18 protein-coding genes and 1 pseudogene are annotated in these 21,048 nt (G+C 41.4%); 9 read left to right on the top strand and 10 right to left on the bottom strand.

Annotation, left to right across the window (positions count from 1 at the left end):
• Positions 1 to 112: 112 nt before the first annotated feature.
• The 4 genes from yidC to rpmH form a co-directional block, all read right to left on the bottom strand.
• On the bottom strand, positions 113 to 1,801 hold the full coding sequence (gene yidC / locus ACT3SX_RS03810) for a membrane protein insertase YidC (RefSeq protein ID WP_192519643.1): 1,689 nt from the start codon (positions 1,799 to 1,801) through the stop codon (positions 113 to 115).
• 210 nt (positions 1,802 to 2,011) lie between these two features.
• On the bottom strand, positions 2,012 to 2,392 hold the full coding sequence (gene yidD, locus ACT3SX_RS03805; RefSeq protein WP_192519644.1) for a membrane protein insertion efficiency factor YidD: 381 nt from the start codon (positions 2,390 to 2,392) through the stop codon (positions 2,012 to 2,014).
• Position 2,393: 1 nt separating this feature from the next.
• Positions 2,394 to 2,765, bottom strand: a complete 372-nt coding sequence (rnpA, locus tag ACT3SX_RS03800) for a ribonuclease P protein component (RefSeq protein ID WP_192519645.1) — start codon at positions 2,763 to 2,765, stop codon at positions 2,394 to 2,396.
• 186 nt (positions 2,766 to 2,951) lie between these two features.
• Positions 2,952 to 3,086 (bottom strand): 50S ribosomal protein L34, encoded by a 135-nt coding sequence (rpmH, locus tag ACT3SX_RS03795; protein WP_007394757.1) that lies wholly within the window; start codon positions 3,084 to 3,086, stop codon positions 2,952 to 2,954.
• 612 nt (positions 3,087 to 3,698) lie between these two features.
• Here rpmH and dnaA point away from each other — a divergent pair.
• The 5 genes from dnaA to ACT3SX_RS03770 all read left to right on the top strand — a co-directional run bounded on the left by dnaA (position 3,699) and on the right by ACT3SX_RS03770 (position 11,699).
• The gene (dnaA, locus tag ACT3SX_RS03790; protein ID WP_192519646.1) at positions 3,699 to 5,144 is read left to right on the top strand and encodes a chromosomal replication initiator protein DnaA; all 1,446 of its coding nucleotides are present in this window, start codon (positions 3,699 to 3,701) and stop codon (positions 5,142 to 5,144) included.
• 161 nt (positions 5,145 to 5,305) lie between these two features.
• The gene (gene dnaN, locus ACT3SX_RS03785; RefSeq protein ID WP_192519647.1) at positions 5,306 to 6,481 is read left to right on the top strand and encodes a DNA polymerase III subunit beta; all 1,176 of its coding nucleotides are present in this window, start codon (positions 5,306 to 5,308) and stop codon (positions 6,479 to 6,481) included.
• Between the two features lie 124 nt (positions 6,482 to 6,605).
• A complete protein-coding gene (recF, locus tag ACT3SX_RS03780; RefSeq protein WP_192519648.1) occupies positions 6,606 to 7,811 on the top strand; it encodes a DNA replication/repair protein RecF in 1,206 nt (401 codons plus the stop codon).
• A gap of 552 nt (positions 7,812 to 8,363) precedes the next feature.
• A complete protein-coding gene (gene gyrB, locus ACT3SX_RS03775; protein WP_192519651.1) occupies positions 8,364 to 10,931 on the top strand; it encodes a DNA topoisomerase (ATP-hydrolyzing) subunit B in 2,568 nt (855 codons plus the stop codon).
• Between the two features lie 132 nt (positions 10,932 to 11,063).
• A complete protein-coding gene (locus tag ACT3SX_RS03770; RefSeq protein WP_192519649.1) occupies positions 11,064 to 11,699 on the top strand; it encodes a manganese efflux pump MntP in 636 nt (211 codons plus the stop codon).
• Positions 11,700 to 11,991: 292 nt separating this feature from the next.
• Here the strand turns inward: ACT3SX_RS03770 and rlmF are convergent, their stop codons facing one another.
• Both rlmF and ACT3SX_RS03760 read right to left on the bottom strand, forming a co-directional pair.
• The gene (gene rlmF, locus ACT3SX_RS03765; protein WP_192520078.1) at positions 11,992 to 13,050 is read right to left on the bottom strand and encodes a 23S rRNA (adenine(1618)-N(6))-methyltransferase RlmF; all 1,059 of its coding nucleotides are present in this window, start codon (positions 13,048 to 13,050) and stop codon (positions 11,992 to 11,994) included.
• Positions 13,051 to 13,079: 29 nt separating this feature from the next.
• Entirely contained in the window at positions 13,080 to 13,805 is a 726-nt protein-coding gene (locus ACT3SX_RS03760) for a LysE family translocator (RefSeq protein WP_192520071.1), read from the bottom strand.
• 245 nt (positions 13,806 to 14,050) lie between these two features.
• Here ACT3SX_RS03760 and ACT3SX_RS03755 point away from each other — a divergent pair, with 245 nt between their 5' ends.
• A complete protein-coding gene (locus ACT3SX_RS03755) occupies positions 14,051 to 14,851 on the top strand; it encodes a crotonase/enoyl-CoA hydratase family protein (RefSeq protein ID WP_192520072.1) in 801 nt (266 codons plus the stop codon).
• Positions 14,852 to 14,918: 67 nt separating this feature from the next.
• Here the strand turns inward: ACT3SX_RS03755 and ACT3SX_RS03750 are convergent, their stop codons facing one another.
• Together ACT3SX_RS03750 and ACT3SX_RS03745 are read right to left on the bottom strand one after the other, a co-directional pair.
• Entirely contained in the window at positions 14,919 to 15,575 is a 657-nt protein-coding gene (locus ACT3SX_RS03750) for a CDP-alcohol phosphatidyltransferase family protein (RefSeq protein ID WP_192520073.1), read from the bottom strand.
• Positions 15,568 to 15,975, bottom strand: coding sequence for a hypothetical protein (locus tag ACT3SX_RS03745; protein WP_192520074.1), 408 nt, complete (start codon positions 15,973 to 15,975; stop codon positions 15,568 to 15,570). Before ACT3SX_RS03745 ends, ACT3SX_RS03750 begins: the two co-directional genes overlap by 8 nt.
• Positions 15,976 to 16,393: 418 nt before the next feature.
• Here ACT3SX_RS03745 and ACT3SX_RS03740 point away from each other — a divergent pair, with 418 nt between their 5' ends.
• Together ACT3SX_RS03740 and ACT3SX_RS03735 are read left to right on the top strand one after the other, a co-directional pair.
• The gene (locus ACT3SX_RS03740) at positions 16,394 to 17,095 is read left to right on the top strand and encodes a hypothetical protein (RefSeq protein WP_442069531.1); all 702 of its coding nucleotides are present in this window, start codon (positions 16,394 to 16,396) and stop codon (positions 17,093 to 17,095) included.
• Positions 17,096 to 17,136: 41 nt separating this feature from the next.
• Positions 17,137 to 17,247, top strand: a pseudogene (locus ACT3SX_RS03735) (crotonase/enoyl-CoA hydratase family protein); the annotation flags it as partial.
• Between the two features lie 181 nt (positions 17,248 to 17,428).
• Here the strand turns inward: ACT3SX_RS03735 and ACT3SX_RS03730 are convergent.
• Positions 17,429 to 18,436: a hypothetical protein gene (locus tag ACT3SX_RS03730; RefSeq protein ID WP_192520076.1), complete on the bottom strand. Its 1,008-nt coding sequence runs from the start codon at positions 18,434 to 18,436 to the stop codon at positions 17,429 to 17,431.
• A 465-nt stretch (positions 18,437 to 18,901) separates the two neighbouring features.
• Here ACT3SX_RS03730 and ACT3SX_RS03725 point away from each other — a divergent pair, with 465 nt between their 5' ends.
• Complete coding sequence (locus tag ACT3SX_RS03725; RefSeq protein WP_192520077.1) at positions 18,902 to 20,083, top strand: MalY/PatB family protein; 1,182 nt, start codon at positions 18,902 to 18,904, stop codon at positions 20,081 to 20,083.
• A 106-nt stretch (positions 20,084 to 20,189) separates the two neighbouring features.
• Here ACT3SX_RS03725 and ACT3SX_RS03720 read toward each other — a convergent pair.
• Positions 20,190 to 21,048: BCCT family transporter (locus ACT3SX_RS03720; RefSeq protein WP_444761673.1), on the bottom strand; the 859-nt coding region annotated here is incomplete at its 5' end.

Raw genomic sequence — 21,048 nt, 5'->3', positions numbered from 1 at the left:
CAAACTTCAAATAGCAGTCGGTTTGAGCTTAGTTTTATCTCACTTTAATATTCCATGCATAAAAAAACCACCGCCTAAGCGATGGTCTTTGGTTGTGCTAACTTACGAATGATTAATCAAGTTCCTTAACAGTACGACGCTTTTGCTCTTCCTCAACTTTTTTATTCACAATATATTGCTGAGTCATACTAAACAAGTTATTCACTGTCCAATATAAAACCAAACCTGCCGGGAAGAACAGCATGAATGCAGTAAAGATAATCGGTAAAAACTTCATAACTTTTGCTTGCATTGGATCAGCTGGCTGCGGGTTTAGCTGCTGCTGTATAAACATCGATGCACCCATCAATAGTGGTAAAATAAACCACGGGTCCATTGCTGATAAATCTTGTATCCACAAGATCCACGGTGCATGACGCAGCTCAACACTTTCAACCAATACCCAATACAATGCTAAGAAGATAGGCATTTGCATCAAGATAGGTAGACAACCCGCCATTGGGTTGACTTTCTCTTCTTTGTAGATAGCCATCATTTCTTGCGACATCTTCATGCGATCATCGCCATGCTCTTCTTTTAGCGCTTTCAATCTTGGTCCGATAGCACGCATCTTCGCCATCGAGTAGTAGCTCTTATTAGAGAACCACATCAGTGCAATTTTAACCAACACTGTCAACAGGATGATAGACCACCCCCAGTTGCCAATGACTTTATGAATACCATCCAAAATAGCAAATAAGACCTTAGATATTGGCCATAGCAAGCCATAATCAACCGTTTTATTCAGACCTACAGAGACATCTTTTAGCTCTGACTGAACTTTTGGACCGGCATATAGTGTGGCATCTAATGTTAATTGCTTGTTTGGCGCTACATTGACTGGCTTACTATTAAAACCAATAAAGTAATCGTCACCTGTCTCACGACTAAAGAAAGTACCAGTAAAGTTATTAGGCGTCCATGCAGATACAAAATAATGCTGCACTATACCAACCCAACCTTTATCGCTGCTAGTAACCAACTCTCCATCATTAAACTCATCAAACTTCAGTTTATTGTAAGGATCGTCAGGTGTACCCCACGCACCGCCTAAATAAGTCGCCATGCTTAGCACGCCTTTGTTAGAAGTACCTGGATCTTTACTATCATCACGCTTTAACTGCGCAAACATTTGACCTTGCCAAGCAGCCGTAGATGCATTTTGAATTTTGTAGCTAACATCAATCGGATATTTGCTTTCAGTAAAGGTAAATGTCTTAGTAATTGTCACGCCATCTTTTTTGTAAGTTAGCGGTACAGACAGTGTTTGCTGTCCTTCTTCCATTACATAATTATTAGCAGTATGACTGTAATTAGCACGACCTTCTGCCGTATCAATGCCATTTTGACCAATCAGGCCAGACTGAGCCACATAGACACGATTGCTGTCATTCTCTAACAGTACAAACTGCTCATCGCTGTTTAGCGTTGCGTCGTATTGTTTAAGCGCAGCATAAACAATATCACCACCTTCTGGATTAATTTTTATATCATAGCGATCGGTGGTGACCGTAATTAGACCTGTGTCTTTAGTAGGCGTATTGACCGTAGCCACAGTTGCATTATCAACAGGTTGTGTTTGAGCCGGAATATCACCTGCTGCACTGGTCGAAGATGGAATATCAGCACCTACTGAAGATGTGGTTTCTGGCTGTACATCCACCGCTGGTGCATCGGCATAATCATCTCGCCATGCCAAAATCAGCAGATAAGCGGTGATTAACATCGCAATGATGATCATCACCCTAAATATCTTTTGCATAAACCTTTCCTAGATTAAAAATTAGGGAATGAAAAATTAGGGCATGTGTCATGACTGTACAGCACAGTTGTCCTCGCATCTAACAACAGTATTGGTAGTCATTTACATAAAATGTGCATCATTTTACTAAAAATCAGCCTTAAATGATACCAAGAGTGTGGATAACTTGTGGGTAACTCAATAGCAGAGATACCCACAAGTTATCCACACTCACTTTGATTCGAACGTCATCAAATGATTAAGACGTGAAACATAGCTTTTATTATCTCGATAAACACCTATTCCTTGGCTATTTATATTTGAAGAGCAAGTAGAGGGTAGATAATGATATTTATAAGAAGCTAAAGGTACAGGCACAAAATCTATACCATGTCCGCCTAAAGGATGACATCTACCAATACGTTTCAACAACAACCAACTACCAGTTCGGGCCCCATGCCAACGCAACGCTTGTTTGCCATAATTTGAACATGTTGGATAGTATCTACAACGGGCAGGAATGACAGGACTAATTATTTTTTGATAAAAGAAAATTAAACCAAATAAAATTATTAAAAATATTTTGTTTATTTTTTTTAAAAAAATATTCATTTTATTTTTTTTCTATTTTTTTAAAGATATTATTTATTTCATTTTTTAATTCTTTTTTATTTAATCCTTCTATAGATTTTTTCACAATAAAAACAATATCTTTATCTTCCATTTTAATATTTTTTAAACGAAATTGTTCTCGTATTTGACGTTTAATAAGATTTCGAGCAACTGCAGTAGGTACTTTACGCTTTGTAATAGCCATGCCAACTCGTGGCTTGTTACGCGTATTAGAACGTACAAAGGCCATCAGATGACTCTGATGAAGCTTCCGTTCAGGTGCATCGAACACCACGCGAAAATCCGCTGGTGTTAGCAGTCGTTGCTCTTTAGTGAAACGAGCAGTAGGTATAGCTGAAACAGTATTTGACATATTAAAACCCAGTAAAAGCGCTCATGGTGAGATTAGAAATAATAGCAAAATATAAAGACAAAAAAAGCGCCGATTCGGGCGCTTTTGATATATGGCTAAATGTCAGTTGTAATAGTTGACTATCATAATCTATAAATAATAGAGATCTAACAAGCACTATTAGCCATGCTTATCATCGTCTACTAATTATACAGTAAGACGATGACGGCCTTTAGCACGGCGACGAGCTAAGACCTGACGGCCTTTTTTAGTTGCCATACGAGCACGGAAACCGTGAGTACGTTTACGCTTGATCACGCTTGGTTGGAATGTACGTTTCATAACTCACCTATCAAAATAATGGACTAAATTCGTAATAACGGAGGATTATACCACCGCATACTATCTTGGTCAATGAACTAATTTAGTTGATATTCATATCCCTAAAAATTTGGTCATTAAAGTAACTTATCTGCTTGTTGGTTTTAATAGAAATATATTTTACACGTCCAGTTAAACCAACTTAGAACACGTATTTATTTGAGCTGAATTTTAAAAGTTATCCACAGTTTGTCTCGAACTCTATAATAATAAACTATTAATATATATAAGTATTGTTGTTATTGGTAGATGTTTTTTCTGTGGTTAAGTTATATTTATCCTTTAAAATCATATTTTTAAGGTATGGATAATGCTGTGGATAACCTGTGGGTTAAATATGGATAAGTTGATTATTCTACTTATCCACAAAACTATCCACAATATTATCCACAAAAAACAAGGTGTTATCCACAGGGTAACTGTGGTAAATTAACCTCCTGTCCGATATGTGTTTCTGCTCAGCTTGCCAATATAGTTTTGAGTTGAGTCCTCAGAAGCTATGCTAGTGCTTAAATAGCGGTTTATATCATTGAGACATATCTATTATTTCAGATCATAGGGTTAGTATTATTCATGATAGACACAGTAAATATTTGGGATAAGTGTTTAAACGACTTGCGCTATAACGTCAAAGACAACGTATTCACTATGTGGTTGAGACCTTTATCAGCCCATCAGGAAGAACAAACCCTTATCATACTTGCCCCTAATGATTATTTTGTTACTTACATCAAAAAAAACCATTTACAAGATATTCAGCAGCTGGTTACTAAGCATAGCCAAGGTAGTATCGAAGAGGTTATTGTCCGTGTTGATAATGTGGGGCATGACACAGATGATAGTACCCAGTTGTCATCAGGCTCTTTATTTGTAGAAGATAAGCACTCCCCTACCCTTGCAGAATCTAATTTTGAAACGATTCATCATAACAATGCGAAAGCAGATATTGATGCCAATACGCGTCGTGCTGCTTTAGTAGACTCTACTGATGCAAAATCGTTGAGCTATCTAAATCCAGATTTTACATTCGAGACATTCGTTACTGGTAAGTCCAATAACCTTGCTTACAAAGCTTGTTATGAGCTCGGAAAACGCCAGTCGAAAAACCGTCACAATCCTTTATTTATATACGGACCTTCTGGTTTGGGGAAAACGCATTTAATGCATTCTGTAGCACATCGCTATTTGAAAAATAATCAAAGTTTTTATTATTTCACTTCCGAAAAATTTATTAATCAATTAGTTTATTCATTAAGAAATAATAAAATAGAAGATTTCAAAAAGAAAATTAAAAAAGTGGATTTATTAATTGTAGATGATATTCATGTATTGGCAGGGAAAACAAAAAGCAGTAATGAATTTTTGACTTTGTTTGCTGATTTCACCAGCGGTGATAAGCAACTGATTTTGGCTTCTGATAGACATCCATCGCAGATGACGGAGTTTGATGAACGCTTTAGATCTCGATTTTCTTGGGGGCTAACGGTCGCAGTTGATCCACCTGAAATTGATACTCGTGTACAAATCTTGCAAAAGAAGGCAGCTTCGTACGGTATGACGTTGCCTAAAGAATGTGCGCTATTTATCGCTCAAAACGTGGTATCAAACGTCAGGCGATTAGAAGGTGCTTTAAATCAAGTCTTTGCCAATGCCAATCTGACAGGCGCACAGATAACCCTTGAAATGGTGCAATATGCGTTAAAAGATATTGTAGCCATGCGCGTACAAGCCGTTAATATGGATAATATTCGCAAAGTGGTTGCTGAGTATTATGATGTGACCATTAAAGATATTATGGGTCGTAAACGCACACGCAGTATTGCTAGACCACGTCAAATAGCGATGGCGCTATCACGTGAGTTGACGGGAGATAGTTTTCCTGAGATTGGTCAATCATTTGGTGGGCGCGATCATACGACAGTGATGCATGCTTGTGATAAAGTGAATGAATTACGTGCAGCAGATCCAGCGTTTGATAAAGATTACAAGACGCTGGCTTTAATGTTACAAGCTGGTTAGTTACCTGCTATATCACTATGTTTTAGTCGTATGATATGATTTATAATATTGAAAATCTAAGCGCATAGCTAGTCAATAGATTATCGTCAGTAGACAGGGTATTATTGAGTCATTATTTTAAATTTATAAAAATAAAGCCATTTAAATAAGAGTAACTAAGCATGCAATTATCGATTAATCGAGAGTCGTTACTAAAAGCCATTAACCTAATCGCCAAAGCTGCTGATAAGCGTCATAACATGGTCATTTTGGGCAATATCAAGTTGCAGCTATCTGAATCAGAGCTGGTTTTGACGGCTTCTGACTTAGAAGTAGAACTAACATCGACATTAAAATTGCCTGCAGGTGCTTGTGTTCAAGCAGGTACAACAACACTACCTGCAACAAAACTAAAAGACATCTGTAAGTCTTTGCCTGCACAAGCTCAAGTTAATCTTGCCACTCAAGAAAATGAGCGCTGCCTGTTAACCAGTGGTAAAAGCCGTTTTACCTTAGGGACATTACCGAGTGAGGATTACCCTAGCTTAGGTAATCCTGAAAATATCACACCATTGACTATTAGTCGCAATCGCTTGACAGATTTGATTCATAAAACCCAGTTTGCGATGGCGATTCAGGATGTGCGTTACTATTTAACAGGTATGCTGTTTGATGTATCACAGCAGCAATTAACGACTGTTGCGACTGATGGACATAGACTGGCTTTGGCGCGTAGTGTGATCGATGTCAGTGCTGATCTGAATATGCAGGCTATCTTGCCACGCAAGGCTGTCATTGAGCTTGAGCGCTTGGCTGCTGAGCTTGGTAAAATGTTGGGTGATAAGGATAATGCAGTAATATTGAGCTTTGGTCGTGAGTTTTTGCAAGTTAGCTTACCGTTTGGTGATGTCGATAGTGCAGGGCAGGTGAGTGATAACTTGATGGTGACTTTCACAGCGCGTTTGATTGATGGAAAATTCCCAGACTATCGCCGTGTCATGCCAAGCAATACTGACAAATTGGCGTTATTCAACCAAGAAAAAATGACTGACGTACTACGCCGTGTAGCGATTTTGAGTAATGAAAAATCTCGCGGTGTGGTATTCAACTTTGCCAGTGATGGCATGGTAGAGGTGCGTGCAAACAACGCTGAGCAAGATGAAGCAGTTGAGATGATACAAGCTAAGTATCAAGGTGAGCCGATGGAGTTGTCATTCAACGCAGCTTACCTGCAAGATGTTCTCAGTGTGATTCAAGGAGATTTGCAAATGCATATGAGCCAATCAAACGCTTCAGTGTTGGTTAACCAGCTAAATGACGAGTTCCATCAGTATGTCATTATGCCAATGCGTATCTAGTTGTTATTCATTTTAGAATACTAATCTAGCGTAATTTATCTATTGTGTTATTCGACTTTTGCTTGCCAAATATACCTACTTGCTGTTCAGTAGGTAGGCAATAAAATAGGCGGCTCTCGTTATTATGATTGAACGTCTACAAGTTTCATGCTTACGCAATTTGACGCAAGTTAATCTAAATTCAGCTGCTTGCAACGTCATTGTTGGTGAAAACGGGAGCGGTAAAACCTCGTTACTTGAAGCAATATTTTTGTTATCAAGAGGCAAAAGCTTCCGTCATCATCAGCCCAAACGCTATATTCAACATCATCAGAATGCAGTGACTGTACACGCTTGTCTCAACGATAGCAGTACCTTAGCCATTCAGAAACAAACAGACGCAACTACCGTTCTGCGGCTTAATCAAACCACTGTATACAATCAAAGTGTCTTAACCGAACAGTTACCAACATTACTGATAGATCCGTCAACGATGGATATGTTAGAGCAGGGCAGTGCCAGTCGACGACAGTTACTGGACTGGTTAGTGTTTCACATGAAACAAGGTTTTCATCCGCAATGGGTAGCTTACCAACGTCTACTAAAACAGCGCAATAGTCTACTAAAAAAGACGAGGCAATTAACCCAAGTACAGCTCTCTGAACTAAAATCATGGGATAAAGGTCTTAGTAATCATGCTGCTCTTATCCATCATTATCGTGAGCGGATATTTACCGAATGGAAGCCTTATTTTGCTGAGAGCGTTTCACAGTTGTTGCCGTCTTATTCGGAACAATTGAGCTTAAGCTATAATGCTGGCTACGATACCACTGTAGCGTTGGATGTACAGCTGAATGAGCGTTTAGAGCAGGATTTGCAGTTGGGCTATACCCGCATTGGCAATCATCGCGCTGACATTCATGTGCATTGGCGCTCTAATGAGGTAGCAGAGTATAATAAAGAATCTTCAAGCGTGATGATAGAGGCTGAAATAAACGAAAAACTGCCTGTTTTAAAAGAACAAGCAGCGAATGTACTGTCTCGTGGTGAAAAAAAACTTCTCATAACAGCATTAAGGTTGTCACAGCTGCCACTGCTTCTTAATGCGACAGAGGACACTGATTTGTCTGTTTCAGCATCGCAACCGCGTATTACGCCAGTAGTATTATTGGATGATATTACGGCAGAGCTTGATAATAGGGCGATAGAGATCTTATTATCGACTTTATCACAGTTGCCATGTCAGGTATTTATGACCAGCTTGACGGATGATATCGTACCATTCATCGAAAGGTTTTGGTCACACCATAATATGTTTCATGTGAAACATGGTCAGATTTTGTCTTTATAAGCGCTTTTTTGTACTGTCTATTTTACCCTGATTTATCACCTCGTAAATTTTTTAGATTTGCTATTGTTTTCCTATAATCAAGGTTATCTTGAGGCGGCTTTAGATGCCGATAAAGCTACCAGTAAACAGTGACTTAGAAGCAAAAAAATGCTAAAATTAAGCTTTATTTTTATCCTGTTTTCAGCAAGTTGTTTGATGATGTTGAATAGATCGTCTTTACTGTCTGTTTCTTTATAAGATATTGATAATATTGTGTTTAATCCACAAGGCTAGTTTTGATAATGTTTAAAAAAAAGAAACGAGCGTTAGCGTGATTTAAATACCGACTTTATGTTTTTTGAGTCGCTGTCATATCCTATAAATTTTTGGCTGATTTCGCTTTAGCCAAACTTGTACATCAAAATTTTCGACAATAAAAGTTACGTCCAAAATGACGTTATGAGGCATCATCGTAGTGGTGGGTCCATGACAAACGGCTGATTATGGCTAGATTAAGGAAGACACATGAGTGATTCATTACCTACCGACCACGAGCAACTGATATCTGACGCTATGGAAGAAACTACAGTATCTGCTGCGGTTTCTGAAGCATCACCTTCTGATTATAGCTCTAAAGATATTCGTGTCTTGCGCGGATTAGAGGCAGTACGCGTACGTCCAGGTATGTATATTGGTGACACCGATGATGGCACAGGCTTACATCATATGGTCTTTGAGGTAGTAGATAACTCTATTGATGAGGCGCTTGCTGGTCATTGTGATCAGATTGATATTATTATCCACGAAGATGAATCTGTTAGCGTTATGGATAATGGTCGCGGTGTGCCTGTTGATATTCACCCAGAAGAAGGCGTGTCTGCGGCACAGGTTATTATGACCGTGCTACATGCCGGTGGTAAATTTGATGACAACAGTTATAAAGTCTCAGGTGGTCTACATGGTGTAGGTGTTTCGGTAGTAAATGCGTTATCTGAAAAGCTTGAGATGAATATCTGGCGCGAAGGCTATCATTATCATCAAACTTATACTGATGGCGTACCTGATGCTGATATTCAGCGGATGGAAGCCACTGATAAGACGGGTACGCAAATCCGTTTTTATCCAAGTGCCAATATCTTTACTGGAACTGTTTTTGAATATGATATTTTAGCCAAACGTTTACGTGAGTTATCGTTTCTTAACTCAGGTGTGCGTATCGTATTGACTGATGAGCGTATCGATAAGCACCATGAGTTCGAGCACAAAGGTGGCTTGTCAGAGTTTGTCAGCTATATCAATGCCGGCAAAGATGGCATCAATGAAGTATTTCATTTTACCAGTGACCAGGATGACGGTATTAGTGTCGAAGTGGCGCTACAGTGGACAGATACATATAACGAAAAAGTACTGTGTTTTACCAATAATATTCCACAGGGTGATGGTGGTACGCATTTATCTGGTTTCCGTTCAGCACTCACACGTGGTTTAAATAGCTACATGGATCGCGAAAACTTATTCAAAAAAGAGCGAGTCGCTGCGACGGGTGATGATGCTCGTGAAGGTTTAACTGCTATCGTTTCTGTAAAAGTACCTGATCCAAAATTTTCGAGTCAGACCAAAGATAAGTTGGTATCAAGCGAAGTCAAATCTGCTGTCGAATCTGCGATGCATGACAAATTTAACGATTATTTGTTAGAAAATCCGAGTGCAGGTAAAGCAATCGCAAGCAAGATTATCGATGCAGCACGTGCCCGTGATGCGGCCCGTAAAGCGCGCGAGATGACGCGTCGTAAGACAACGTTAGATATTGCGGGCCTACCCGGTAAGTTGGCTGATTGCCAAGAAAAAGACCCAGTATTGTCAGAACTCTATATTGTGGAGGGTGACTCTGCAGGTGGTTCGGCTAAGCAAGGTCGTAGCCGTAAGACGCAAGCAATTTTGCCACTAAAAGGTAAAATTCTAAACGTTGAGCGTGCGCGTTTTGACAAAATGCTGTCTTCTGCTGAAGTGGGCAACTTGATTACTGCGCTTGGCTGCGGCATCGGTCCTGACGAATATAATCCTGACAAAGTACGCTATCATAAAATCATCATCATGACCGATGCCGATGTTGATGGATCACACATTCGTACGTTGCTATTGACTTTCTTCTTCCGCCAAACGCCAGAGCTAATCGAACGTGGCTATATTTATATCGCTCAGCCACCGCTATATAAAGTGAAAAAAGGTCGTCAAGAGCTATATCTAAAAGATGATGAAGCGCTCAAAGCATACTTATTGTCTTCAACAATCGATAATACTAAGTTGCATATTAGTGCCGATGCGCCTGCGATTACTGGGCAAGCGCTTGAAACACTGCTCAATGATTATAACCAAACTCAGTTGATCAAAGCACGTCTGCAGATTCGCTTCCCAGCGGTAATTTTGGACGCATTGACGCATACACCAAAACTTAGTACTGACATGACTTATGATGAGTCTGCCATGAAATCGTGGAAAGCAGCGATGCAGACTAAGCTTGATCACTTCGGTAGCGATCTGAGTCCTGAGATTGAACTGGTTAATATTCATGCACCACAACCAAAAAATATGGATGCAGCCGCTGTAGATCTGTTAGGTATGACGCCAGTTACATCGGCTGAAGAGGGCGAGGCGGTTGATAGTGAAGAGGTATCTACCAAAGCACAGTGGTTACCACGCATAACGGTCTATGTGCATCAGTTAGCACATCATTATCTACTTGATGCCAGTTTTGTTAACTCTGGTGAGTATAGTAAGCTGCTTCGTCTGTCTGCTGAATGGAATACTTTGCTTGAGGATGATGCTTTTATCCGCCGTGAAGCCAGTGCTGGTACGACTAAAGATATTCCAATACGTGACTTCGATTACCTGTGGCAGCAAATGATGGCTGATGCGCGTCGCGGTCTAGCGATTCAACGCTACAAAGGGCTAGGGGAGATGAACGCCGACCAGCTTTGGGACACAACAATGGATCCTGAAAATCGTCGCATGCTACGCGTCACCATCGAAGACGCCATCGCTGCGGATCATATGTTTACCTGCTTGATGGGCGATCATGTCGAACCACGCCGTATCTTCATTGAAGAGAATGCATTGACGGTTTCTAATCTTGATATCTAATCTTGGACCTTAAGTTTGATATCTGAGTTTGGGACTTGTTCTAATAGCATGTAAAAATACCGCTTTGGCATCCAAAGCGGTATTTTTGTTTCACGTGGAACAAAAATCTGACTATTTTACGAGAAAAACAAAATGATTGAGGTGATACTACTTGCTATCGCTTTAGCGATGGATGCGTTTGCAGTCGCGATCGGGCTAGGTGCTAAATCACAAAAGCAAAGTCATTATTATGTGCTGCGTTTGGCTGTTTATGCTGCTTTATATTTTGGCATTGCACAAGGTGTGATGCCGCTCATAGGCTACTTATTAGGTGCGGCACTGTTGGGTTGGTTGGCAGCGGCTGCGCCTTGGATTGGTGGTTTTATTCTTATCGCTCTCGGCGGAAAGATGCTTTACGAAGTGTTCTTTGGAGTTAATGGGACTGATGAGGCTAATGAAGTTGATGAAAGTGCTGAAAATAAAGAGGTTGAGGTGAATGCTGATACTGTTTTAGTCAACAGTACCGTGCAAAAACAGATCAGTCAGCGCACTTTGTTTACCCTCGCCATTGCGACCAGTATCGATGCGATGGCAGCGGGATTTACGCTCAATTTATTGGCAATCAATGCTTGGTTAGCTTGTCTGATTATTGCCATCGTTACCGCTGTATTTGGCTTATTTGGTGTTTATCTAGGTTGGCGCTCAGGGACGTGGTTAGAAGATAAAGCAGAAGCGTTGGGCGGTATGGTACTTGTCTTAATCGGGCTGAAGGTGATGTTTTTTGGCTAATCTATAGTTGATTCACTATAAAATAAATACAGCGATACGGGTTACGTTTTGCGCCGCCTCTGTCTGCGTAGGCACAGCAAGCAAGAAAAAAGTAACCCATATCATGTAGTTGCACCTCTTTTATTTAGGACTGGCTATACTTAGGTTTTTACTTAGTTTTAATAAAGATTAGCCTTTATTAAAATTAGTCGTTGTAAAAATTAATCCTTAAAAAAAGGCACCGCTTTGATATTCAAAGCGGTGCCTTTTTTTGTTTCACGTGAAACAAGGTGTGAGTAGTCTTGTTTAGTGATTACTCTTCGTCGGTATCGAAACGCCATGCCAATAGACGCGTGCTTTTTTGGCCTTGGCTCATCTCAATGATACGCATTTGAGTGACATTCAATTGCTTTAGTAGCAACTGTAAAGGCTTTACGTTTTCAGACTTTGAGACGAGGCTAGTAAACCAACCGACATGCTCTGCAAAGCTCTGACTCTCTTTTATCATCTTGGTTAAGAATGCAATCTCGCCACCTTCACTCCACAGCTCTTTATGTTGACCACCGAAGTTTAGGTTTTGTGCGGCATTCCCTGACTTGGTTGAATGACGACTGATTTGAGGGCTTTCGTTTTTACCACGATGGCGTTGTAGGTTATGCTGCTTACGGCTATTGGCTTCCATTGCCTCTTCTAAAGACGCATGAAACGGAGGATTACAAACCACGATATCAAAATAATCCTGACGACCAATGATGTTTTTAAAGATAAATTTAGGCTCAGGCTGGAGCTTTACTTTAACTGAGTTTTTTAGTTTTGGGTTTGAGTCACAAATTAACGCTGCGGTATTGACTGAAATAGGATCAATGTCGCTTGCGGTAAAGCGCCAGCCATAACTCTGGCTGCCAACGATAGGGTAGATGGCACTAGCACCAGTACCGATATCAAGCGCGTGAATCTCTTTGCCTGTCGGCGGTGTGTTATCAGCATTTACGTGAGTGGTTTGCGCCAATAAATCCGCGATGTAGTGAATATAATCTGCACGACCAGGGATAGGCGGGCATAGATAGCCTTCAGGAATATCCCAAAACTTGACCCCATAATAGTTGGCCAACAGTGCTCTATTGAGCACGCGCACAGCCTGATGATCCGAGAAGTTAATCGTCGACTCACCTTTAGGATTGGTAATCGTATGTTCAGCAAGCTCGGGTAAGGCGCGAGTCAGTACCGCAAAGTCATAACGACCTTGGTGCGGGTTACGTGGGTGCAGCTGACCGAGTTTTTTTGCGGTCGCAGGAGATCTGTTTCTGTGCTTACTGTTCGAGGGATAACTGGTCATAGTGCGTGGCTTTGATGTTTGAATATAATCAACCATTTTAGCAGATTTCGCCGCAAACAAACGTTTTATCGGTTACGTAAAATGAGGTTTAATCCCAATACTATCATCGCTGTACCTAATACGCGGTCGATCCAATGCTCAAACCTTTGAAAGCGGCGGTGAATAGCAGGGATAGAGAGTAGCATTACGACCGTACTAAACCATGACATCTGTAAGATCATCATCCATACGCCATAAATAGCCAGTTGCCAAAGCGGTATATCAGGCGACAATACCAGCGTAAAGATAGCGACAAAATAGACAGGCGCTTTTGGATTAAAGACATTACAAAAGAACCCGCGACGTATAGTGGCAAACGTTGATTCTGTATTATTAGGGGGTTTTTGAAGGGCAGTAGGGTTATCAGGCATAGGATTGCCAGACAGTGCTGTTTGATGGATAAACTTCTCTTGTGAAGTATCAGAGTTTGAGGCTATGTCCTCAATTGGCGTTGATGGCTTTTTAGGCTTGGCTTGGATGCCCTGCCAACCGAGATAAATTAGATAACCACCGCCCAACCATTTAATGGTAGTCAATAACGGCTGCGAGTGAGCAATGACCGTCGCCAGTCCCAATACCGAGTAAATAATATGCACGGCAAGACCTAAGGTAATACCGAGACTACAAATCAAACCAGTGCGTCGACCTTTTGCCAATGTCTGCTGCGATACTAAGACAAAGTCAGGCCCTGGTGAGGCGGCAGCGAGTAGATGGACGCTGGTGATAAGCAAAAAACCGTGCCAAAATTCCATAAAGTGCTCTGAGTGATGTCTTAAGTTGGATAATGGTTACACTGAACGCAAATGAGGTCAACTGATATTAAACTACGCTTTATTCGTGGCAGTTCTGCTGCTTGTGTTATAGCGCGAGGGTGTCTATATTAAAAGTGGGTCTATCGACAAATTTCTGTGAGTAAAGTCTCGAGATTTGACCATATAACCACCTACTATATAACCAACCACTATAAGACAATGATTACTTGAACAAGGATGAAACCATGACTACGGACAGTAACAGCACAGACAATCGCATCACTTATGACACGCAAGGCCACGTTTGCCTTGTCGGGCTCAATCGTGCCAATAAACGTAACGCCTTTGACAGTCATATGATCGGGCAGCTGTCTGATGCGATGACCCGCTACGAGCAAGACGACAACTTACGCTGTGCGCTGATATTTGCCCATGGTGATCACTTTACCGCTGGGTTGGACTTGGTCGAGTTACAAGACAAGCTAAACGATGGCGTGTTTGAGTTTAATGATGATCAAATCGATCCATGGGGTATCAGTGGAAAACTACGTACTAAGCCTGTAGTCGTCGCGGTTAAGGGCACGTGCTTTACCGTAGCTATCGAGCTGATGCTAAACAGTGACGTGGTGATCGCCAGTGATAACTGCAACTTTGCACAAATGGAAGTCCAGCGCGGCATCATGCCATTTGGTGGGGCGACGGTACGCTTTGTCGCGGCTGCAGGCTGGCAAAAAGCCATGCCGTATCTACTTACTGGTAAAGCATTCGATGCGCAGACGGCTGATAGACTGAATCTGGTCAGTGAGGTAGTAGCTAATGGGTCTGAGTATGAGCGCGCATTGACGTTGGCACAAGAAATTTGCAAAGCTGCGCCTTTGGGCGTCAGAGGTACATTATCATCAGCGCAAGATGCGAGCCGTAATGGGGCTGCGACCGCATTAGCCAATATCCATAGTTATCTGCCGCCGCTGTTTCATTCAGAAGATGCAAAAGAGGGCGTAATGGCGATGGTTGAGAGACGTGAAGCTGAGTTTACGGGACGCTAGGGCTGCAAATGATTAAGTCTTCAATGTCGCTATTTAGGTACCAGCATAGCGGCATTGATGATATTTTTTAGGCGTTTTCCTCGAGATATCGATAAGCGGTTATCGTTCGATTGGTTATCGTTATGATACAGCCAGCAATGATAATGATGAGAGTGACTAACATAGTCAGAGTCTGAGCCCATAATAGTGGCTCAATCGCTGTCACGATACAAGTGGCGGTCAGCAGTGCCATGCGATGCTGTTTGGCCATCGGTCCTGCAAAGTTAGCAGGCGCCCCGATACTCACAGATAGCGTACGGACATACGCAGTTAATACGGCAAGCAATCCTGCCGCCCAGCCCAGTATGGCCGCCCAGTCCACCACTGTAACGGCGTAACCAGCCGCAATCAATATCAGTGGGTCAGCGATTCGATCAGGGATATCGTTGTACAGCTCTCCTGCCGCTGTGCCTTTACCGCCTTCGACGGCAACCATACCATCAAATAGATTACACAATAAGCGACATTGAATAAATAGGGCTGCTGCGATGGGTAGTAACCACAAGCTAATGCCGTTTGCGTAAGGTAGGGCAAAGAGACAGATCGCGGACAGTGCTGCAAACACCACGCTCAAAATCGAGATTTGGTTGGGTGTGATGTTTTTATTACTCAGCCACTGCGCGATACTTTTAGCAAAACCTGCGCTACGGACTTTTAGGGGGCGACGACCTTCGATTTCAGACATGGTGTTCCTTAGCGTGGGTCGCTGTTTTATTTAACTTTAGTGCCGTTACTACACAAAAAGTAAAAGCAACCGTCAATGCGGGTGCGATAGTGAGCAGTATCTTTGAGGTACCTGCCAATGTGTGCGCTAGTATCAGTGCGCTGCCAGTCAGGCTGACTGAAATGATAGCTGGCAGGATGATACGCAAAGGCGTCTTTGGTAGTAGATGAAATATAAATGTCACCATGTGTACCAGTATTAGAGTAATGCAGAAGCTGGCTAGTGCTTGGGTAAGTGCGGATATAAGTCTAGTATCTGACCCGCTATTGGCGTAATAAGCCCAACTGCCCCAAATAATAAAAGCGAGTGCCGCAGAGCTGATGTTAAACGCTAGACTTAGGCGGGTTTTTTCCTGGTGCACGTTGGTTTCCGTATAGAGCGATAGCATCAATTTTGCAAGCCATATTGAAGTATCTCTTGCACTTTATTTGCTGTATCAGTATGGATTTTTATGGTTGATTGATCTTGAATTAATCGTATAGAGCTGACTATAATCGATTTTAACGTATATCGTTTTGTAAAACTAGGTGCGGATTACTCATGTGAAAATGGATTTATGTACTAAAAAGAGTCTTCTTGTGTTTTAGAGCCGCTCTGTATGGTTGAGTTCAAATATTTTCGATACAAGGAAACCGAGTGCAAGCTATACCTTAGTAAGGTCAGCAGGGGTGACGATGCAGCAGATTTATATGAATGTGACTATATCTTGCAGATCACAGTGGTTGAACGTTGTGAAACTGAGTTGATAGGTCGTTAGACTTAACAATATAAGGTCAACTATGATGAAAAGGTTATTGCTATCAGCAGGTCTGTTGTTATGTATGTCATCAGGACATGCAGACGTTCAAACGTATACGCCAACACATGACAAAAACCATACCCATACGAAAATACAAGGCTGCGACAAGATCGAAGCTTACGATGATTATCTCCTTGAAGAATCTAATATTCTAGAAGCAAATATAGACACCCAAGGGATAATTGATGCTTGTCAGTACGCGGTATCAGAAAACCCTAATAACCCCTATGATATTTATCAATTAGCCCAAGCTTATTACAATCATAAGGATTATGCCCAAGCCTATGATTACTATCGTCAAGCTGCCGAGGATGGTTATGCCCCTGCCGAGCAAAGTCTGGGTAAGCTTTATAGGATGGGCCGCGGGGTTGTTCAATCTGATGCTGAAGCGGCGAAGTGGTTTTTGAAAGCGGCAAAGCAAGGAGACGTCCATGCGCAGTCTGATCTGGGCGGAATGTATTATCAAGGTCGTGGCGTGGTGCAATCTCATGAGCAAGCGCTAAAGTGGACATCATTGGCCGCCGAACAGGGTGATTCTTATGCTCAGTATAATGTGGGGCTTATCTATGAGACGGGTAGAGGCGTCACTCAGTCATACGAGAAAGCAATAGAGTGGTATCAAAAATCTGCCGATCAAGGCAATACTTCTGCGCAATCCAAACTGGACTACCTGCAACGTTAGTTTTATCTCAGCGATTATTTAACTATTAGGTAAAAAGCGGTGCATTTGCCAATATCCATAGCTATCTGCCGCTGCTCTTTCATTCAGAAGATGCAAAAGAGGGCGTAATGGCGATGGTTGAGAGACGTGAGGCTGGGTTTAAGGGGAGGTAGATGTCATTTGATAAGTAGAGTTAACGCTATATGTAGTTGCATTCAGTGCATAATGCAATTACCAATATATCTTCAAAAAGTAGTTAGGCGAGAACATAAATAGTCGTAGTTGATATCCGCTAAATCACTATAAATATCATAATTTTAGCTACCATTAGGAATTTATATTTGTTAGTAGGGTTTACGTATTATTTCTATCAAAGTCATGACTGTTAAACAAGGTGTTTATCTCACTCAACCAGCGTTTATCCAAGTTTTTAATAGGTTTGCCAATAGTGACTGCCTCATGTTTGGTGGTATTAGGATAAGCATTCATTAGCATCTGGTTAATATGGCTCATGGAGGTCGGTGTGACATGCTGGGCGCTATTATTAACGTATTGCTTCAGCGCTCGTAAGTTACGCAAGCGTTTTTCGGGTGTGTCTAAATGATCATAATTAGTGGTTTGATAGGCGCTTACAATTAAGACATCTGGTATGGTTTTTTCTAATAAATGTGCACACCAACGACTATGACCATCGATGACAATATGGCTGAGCATAGAACTTTGCCACCATAACAGTAAAGGCGGACAAGCTTTCTCTCTTATCTTTTTTCGCCACCACTTTACACGCCCATCATGAGCACAAGGTAAAGGTTTTAATGGTAATGGCGTACTTGGAGATTGGTTCCAATCTATTCTGATATGACTTTCTCTTGGATACTCAAAAGTATAATTACATTCTTGATGCAAAAAGCTCCAGTAATAGCGTGGGGTTAATTTAACTAAATTACTTTCAGCCTCTTGCATTGATTCAGGATTGAAGGGGGGTGTAATGCGCCAGTGCCCTTGGTGTAAAAAGCTGGCAGGAGTATTAATTAAAGCTTTTGCAAAGAAATTCGCCCAGTAGCGAGCAGGGTTGGATGGGTTAGCTTGTTTAAAGCTTTCAATATTCGCCGAAGTAATAGGATTAATAGGCATCTGTTGACGTAGCCAAAGTTTATTTGGACGGAAAAAATCTATATTATTATAATCTTCAGAAATTCTACCCCAATATAAAGTATGGTCATGACTACCTAATAAAAATCGTTGCTTCGCACCACCAGTAAACAGATGATAGTATGTTTCAAAGCTAGATGGGACATCAATTTGAGTGAACTGCCATTGTTCATAGGCATTTATATGCTCGTAAAAATAGGCACCTGACATTATTCATTTCCATTTTTAGTTTTTTAGATTGAAAAATAGTAAATCAGTTACTTAATTCTGATAAAACATCTATAAGGGTTATATCTATATTAGGGTATATTATCTAGGGCGTGTTCTTATCTAAAATGTAATGTTCAGATTGAGGACATGCTCTAGTACTCTAGATGATAATCTCACCAATAAAAGTGAACAGCTAAAATAAAATGAAATTTAGATAAATATTCGTCCAAATGCTAACAGATATTTGAAGGGAGTATTGTTTTTTATACTTTATTCAAGGTAGTAGATCATAGCGAATGGCAGGATTGGCTCCTGCATTTAGCTATTTAATCAACACGCAAATCCCTGCCAAATAATCTCGCATTAACCACATCGCATACCGATATCACAACCATAAAGCCATTGGCGATGACACCCTTCATGTTGTACCCTAAACCACTATTTTTATAATTAAGAAGAAACCCAATGCAATACAACTTTGATGAAATAATCGATAGAAGTAATACAGGCTCACTCAAGTGGCACTATACCGATGACACGATTCCGCTATGGGTCGCAGACATGGACTTTAAAGCCGCCCAACCTATTTTAGATTCAATTGAGCAAATCGTGCAGCATGGTATATTGGGCTATACCAAACCTACCGATGCCCTGTATGACTCGATTATTCAGTGGCATGGCAGTCGTTATGATTTGCCGCTGAAAAAGCAGAATATACTGTTTTCCCCCGGTGTCGTACCAAGCCTAGCGCTAATGATGAATGTCTTTACCGAAGTAGGTGAGGCAGTACTGGTCAACGATCCTATTTATACGCCGTTTATGAGTAAGGTTGAGCAGAATGGTCGTCGGCTCATAATCTCTGCGTTACAAGAGGTTGAGGGTAAGTATCAGCTGGATTTAGCCGATATCGAAGCCAAAATCATCGAGCATGACGTTAAGCTTTATCTGCTGTGCAACCCGCAAAATCCGGGCGGGCGTGTATGGACGACAGATGAGTTAGAAGCACTGCTTACGATTTGCAAAAAGCACAATGTAGCGATTGTCAGTGATGAGATTCATCAAGATTTGGCCTTGACTGGTCACACGTTTACGCCATTTCTAACCCTAGCTAAAGGCTATGAGCACAATGTAGTCAGCCTGACATCGATGACCAAAACCTTTAACATCGCGGGTATCAAAGGCTCTATGATATTTGCGACAGATGAAGCATTGGTCCAAAAAATCAGCCAACAGCAGCAGTTAAATGACGAATACGAGCTAAATCTATTTGCTTATACAGCGATGCGTGTGGCTTATGAGCAGGGCGGTGAGTGGCTGACGCAGGCGCTGAGTTATATTGAAGCCAATATTGAGTTAACCGTACAGTTTTTAAATCAGCACCTGCCTAAGATTAAGGTCATGCGTCCAGAAGCTTCGTACTTAATTTGGATAGATTGCTCAGCGTATGGTCAAGACGATCAAGTGCTATATGACACACTGCGAGCTGCCAAGGTTGAGCTGAGCGCAGGATTCAAATATGGTGAGGAAGGGCGTCTTAAAATGCGTATTAACGTGGCCTGTCCTAGAGCATTACTACTCGAAGGATTAAATCGTATGCATATGGCATTGAGTGAGATGACATTGAGTGAGTCAGCCGAAGCTATATAATTGACTGATATAGCGGACAAATAAAAAGGCTGAACTATCGATATAGTCCAGCCTTTTTTGGTGTTTTAGAATAATATCAAACGGCAACCATTGTGACGCTCAATGCTTAGTTATTATTTTCAGGGTTCTCCGCATTTTCAGTATCCTCACGCATCTGCTCCCACTCTTCATTTTGATGCAGGACTGAGCCTTCTAGTGCTTCTGAAGTTTCGCCTTCTTCCCACGGCGCATTGTCAGGTAGCTCTTCGATATGGATAGTTTTGACACTGTAGTCAGGTTGATACTCAAGGTCATACCGAGCGGCTTTAATCACAGATATCATCATCATACCCAAAATAATGATGAGCGGTGCACCAGCGAAAATAGACGCGGTTTGTAAAGTTTGTAGATCTCCTAAGAACATCAAGGTAGCGGGTAATAAACACAAAGTGAATGCCCAAAACAAGCGATTCCAACGATGCGGCTCATCATCCACTTCTTTTTGGACGACAGACGCCAATATATAAGAGATAGAGTCAAAGGTTGTGGCAGTAAAGATAATCGATAAAAAGGTAAATACCGCGATGACTAAATAAGACATCGGTAAGCTATTTAAGATAGCAAAGATGGCAGCGGTTGGAGATTCGTTATTGAGTACCGCCACTACATCGACCGCCCCCGTCAACTGTAAATACAGACCGTAATTGCCTAAGATAACCATAAACATAGCACAGCCAAGCGAGCCATAAAACATTGACCCTACTACCATATTACGTATCGTACGACCTCGCGAGATTTTGGCAATAAACAATCCAATCGTTGGTGCAAATACTAACCACCATGCCCAATAAAACACCGTCCAATCTTGTGGAAAGGTTGTGTGTTCAAAACCGAACTCTGGGAAGTCTTTGAATGGCTCGATATACGTCATCATGCGCGGCATTTCAGTGATAGAGCGCCCGATAGCCTCTAATCCAGTATTCAAA

Origin of the sequence: Psychrobacter sp. AOP31-B2-9, from assembly GCF_052378005.1 — a bacterium.
Lineage (GTDB): Bacteria > Pseudomonadota > Gammaproteobacteria > Pseudomonadales > Moraxellaceae > Psychrobacter.
This window is presented reverse-complemented; position numbering and strand designations above follow the sequence as displayed.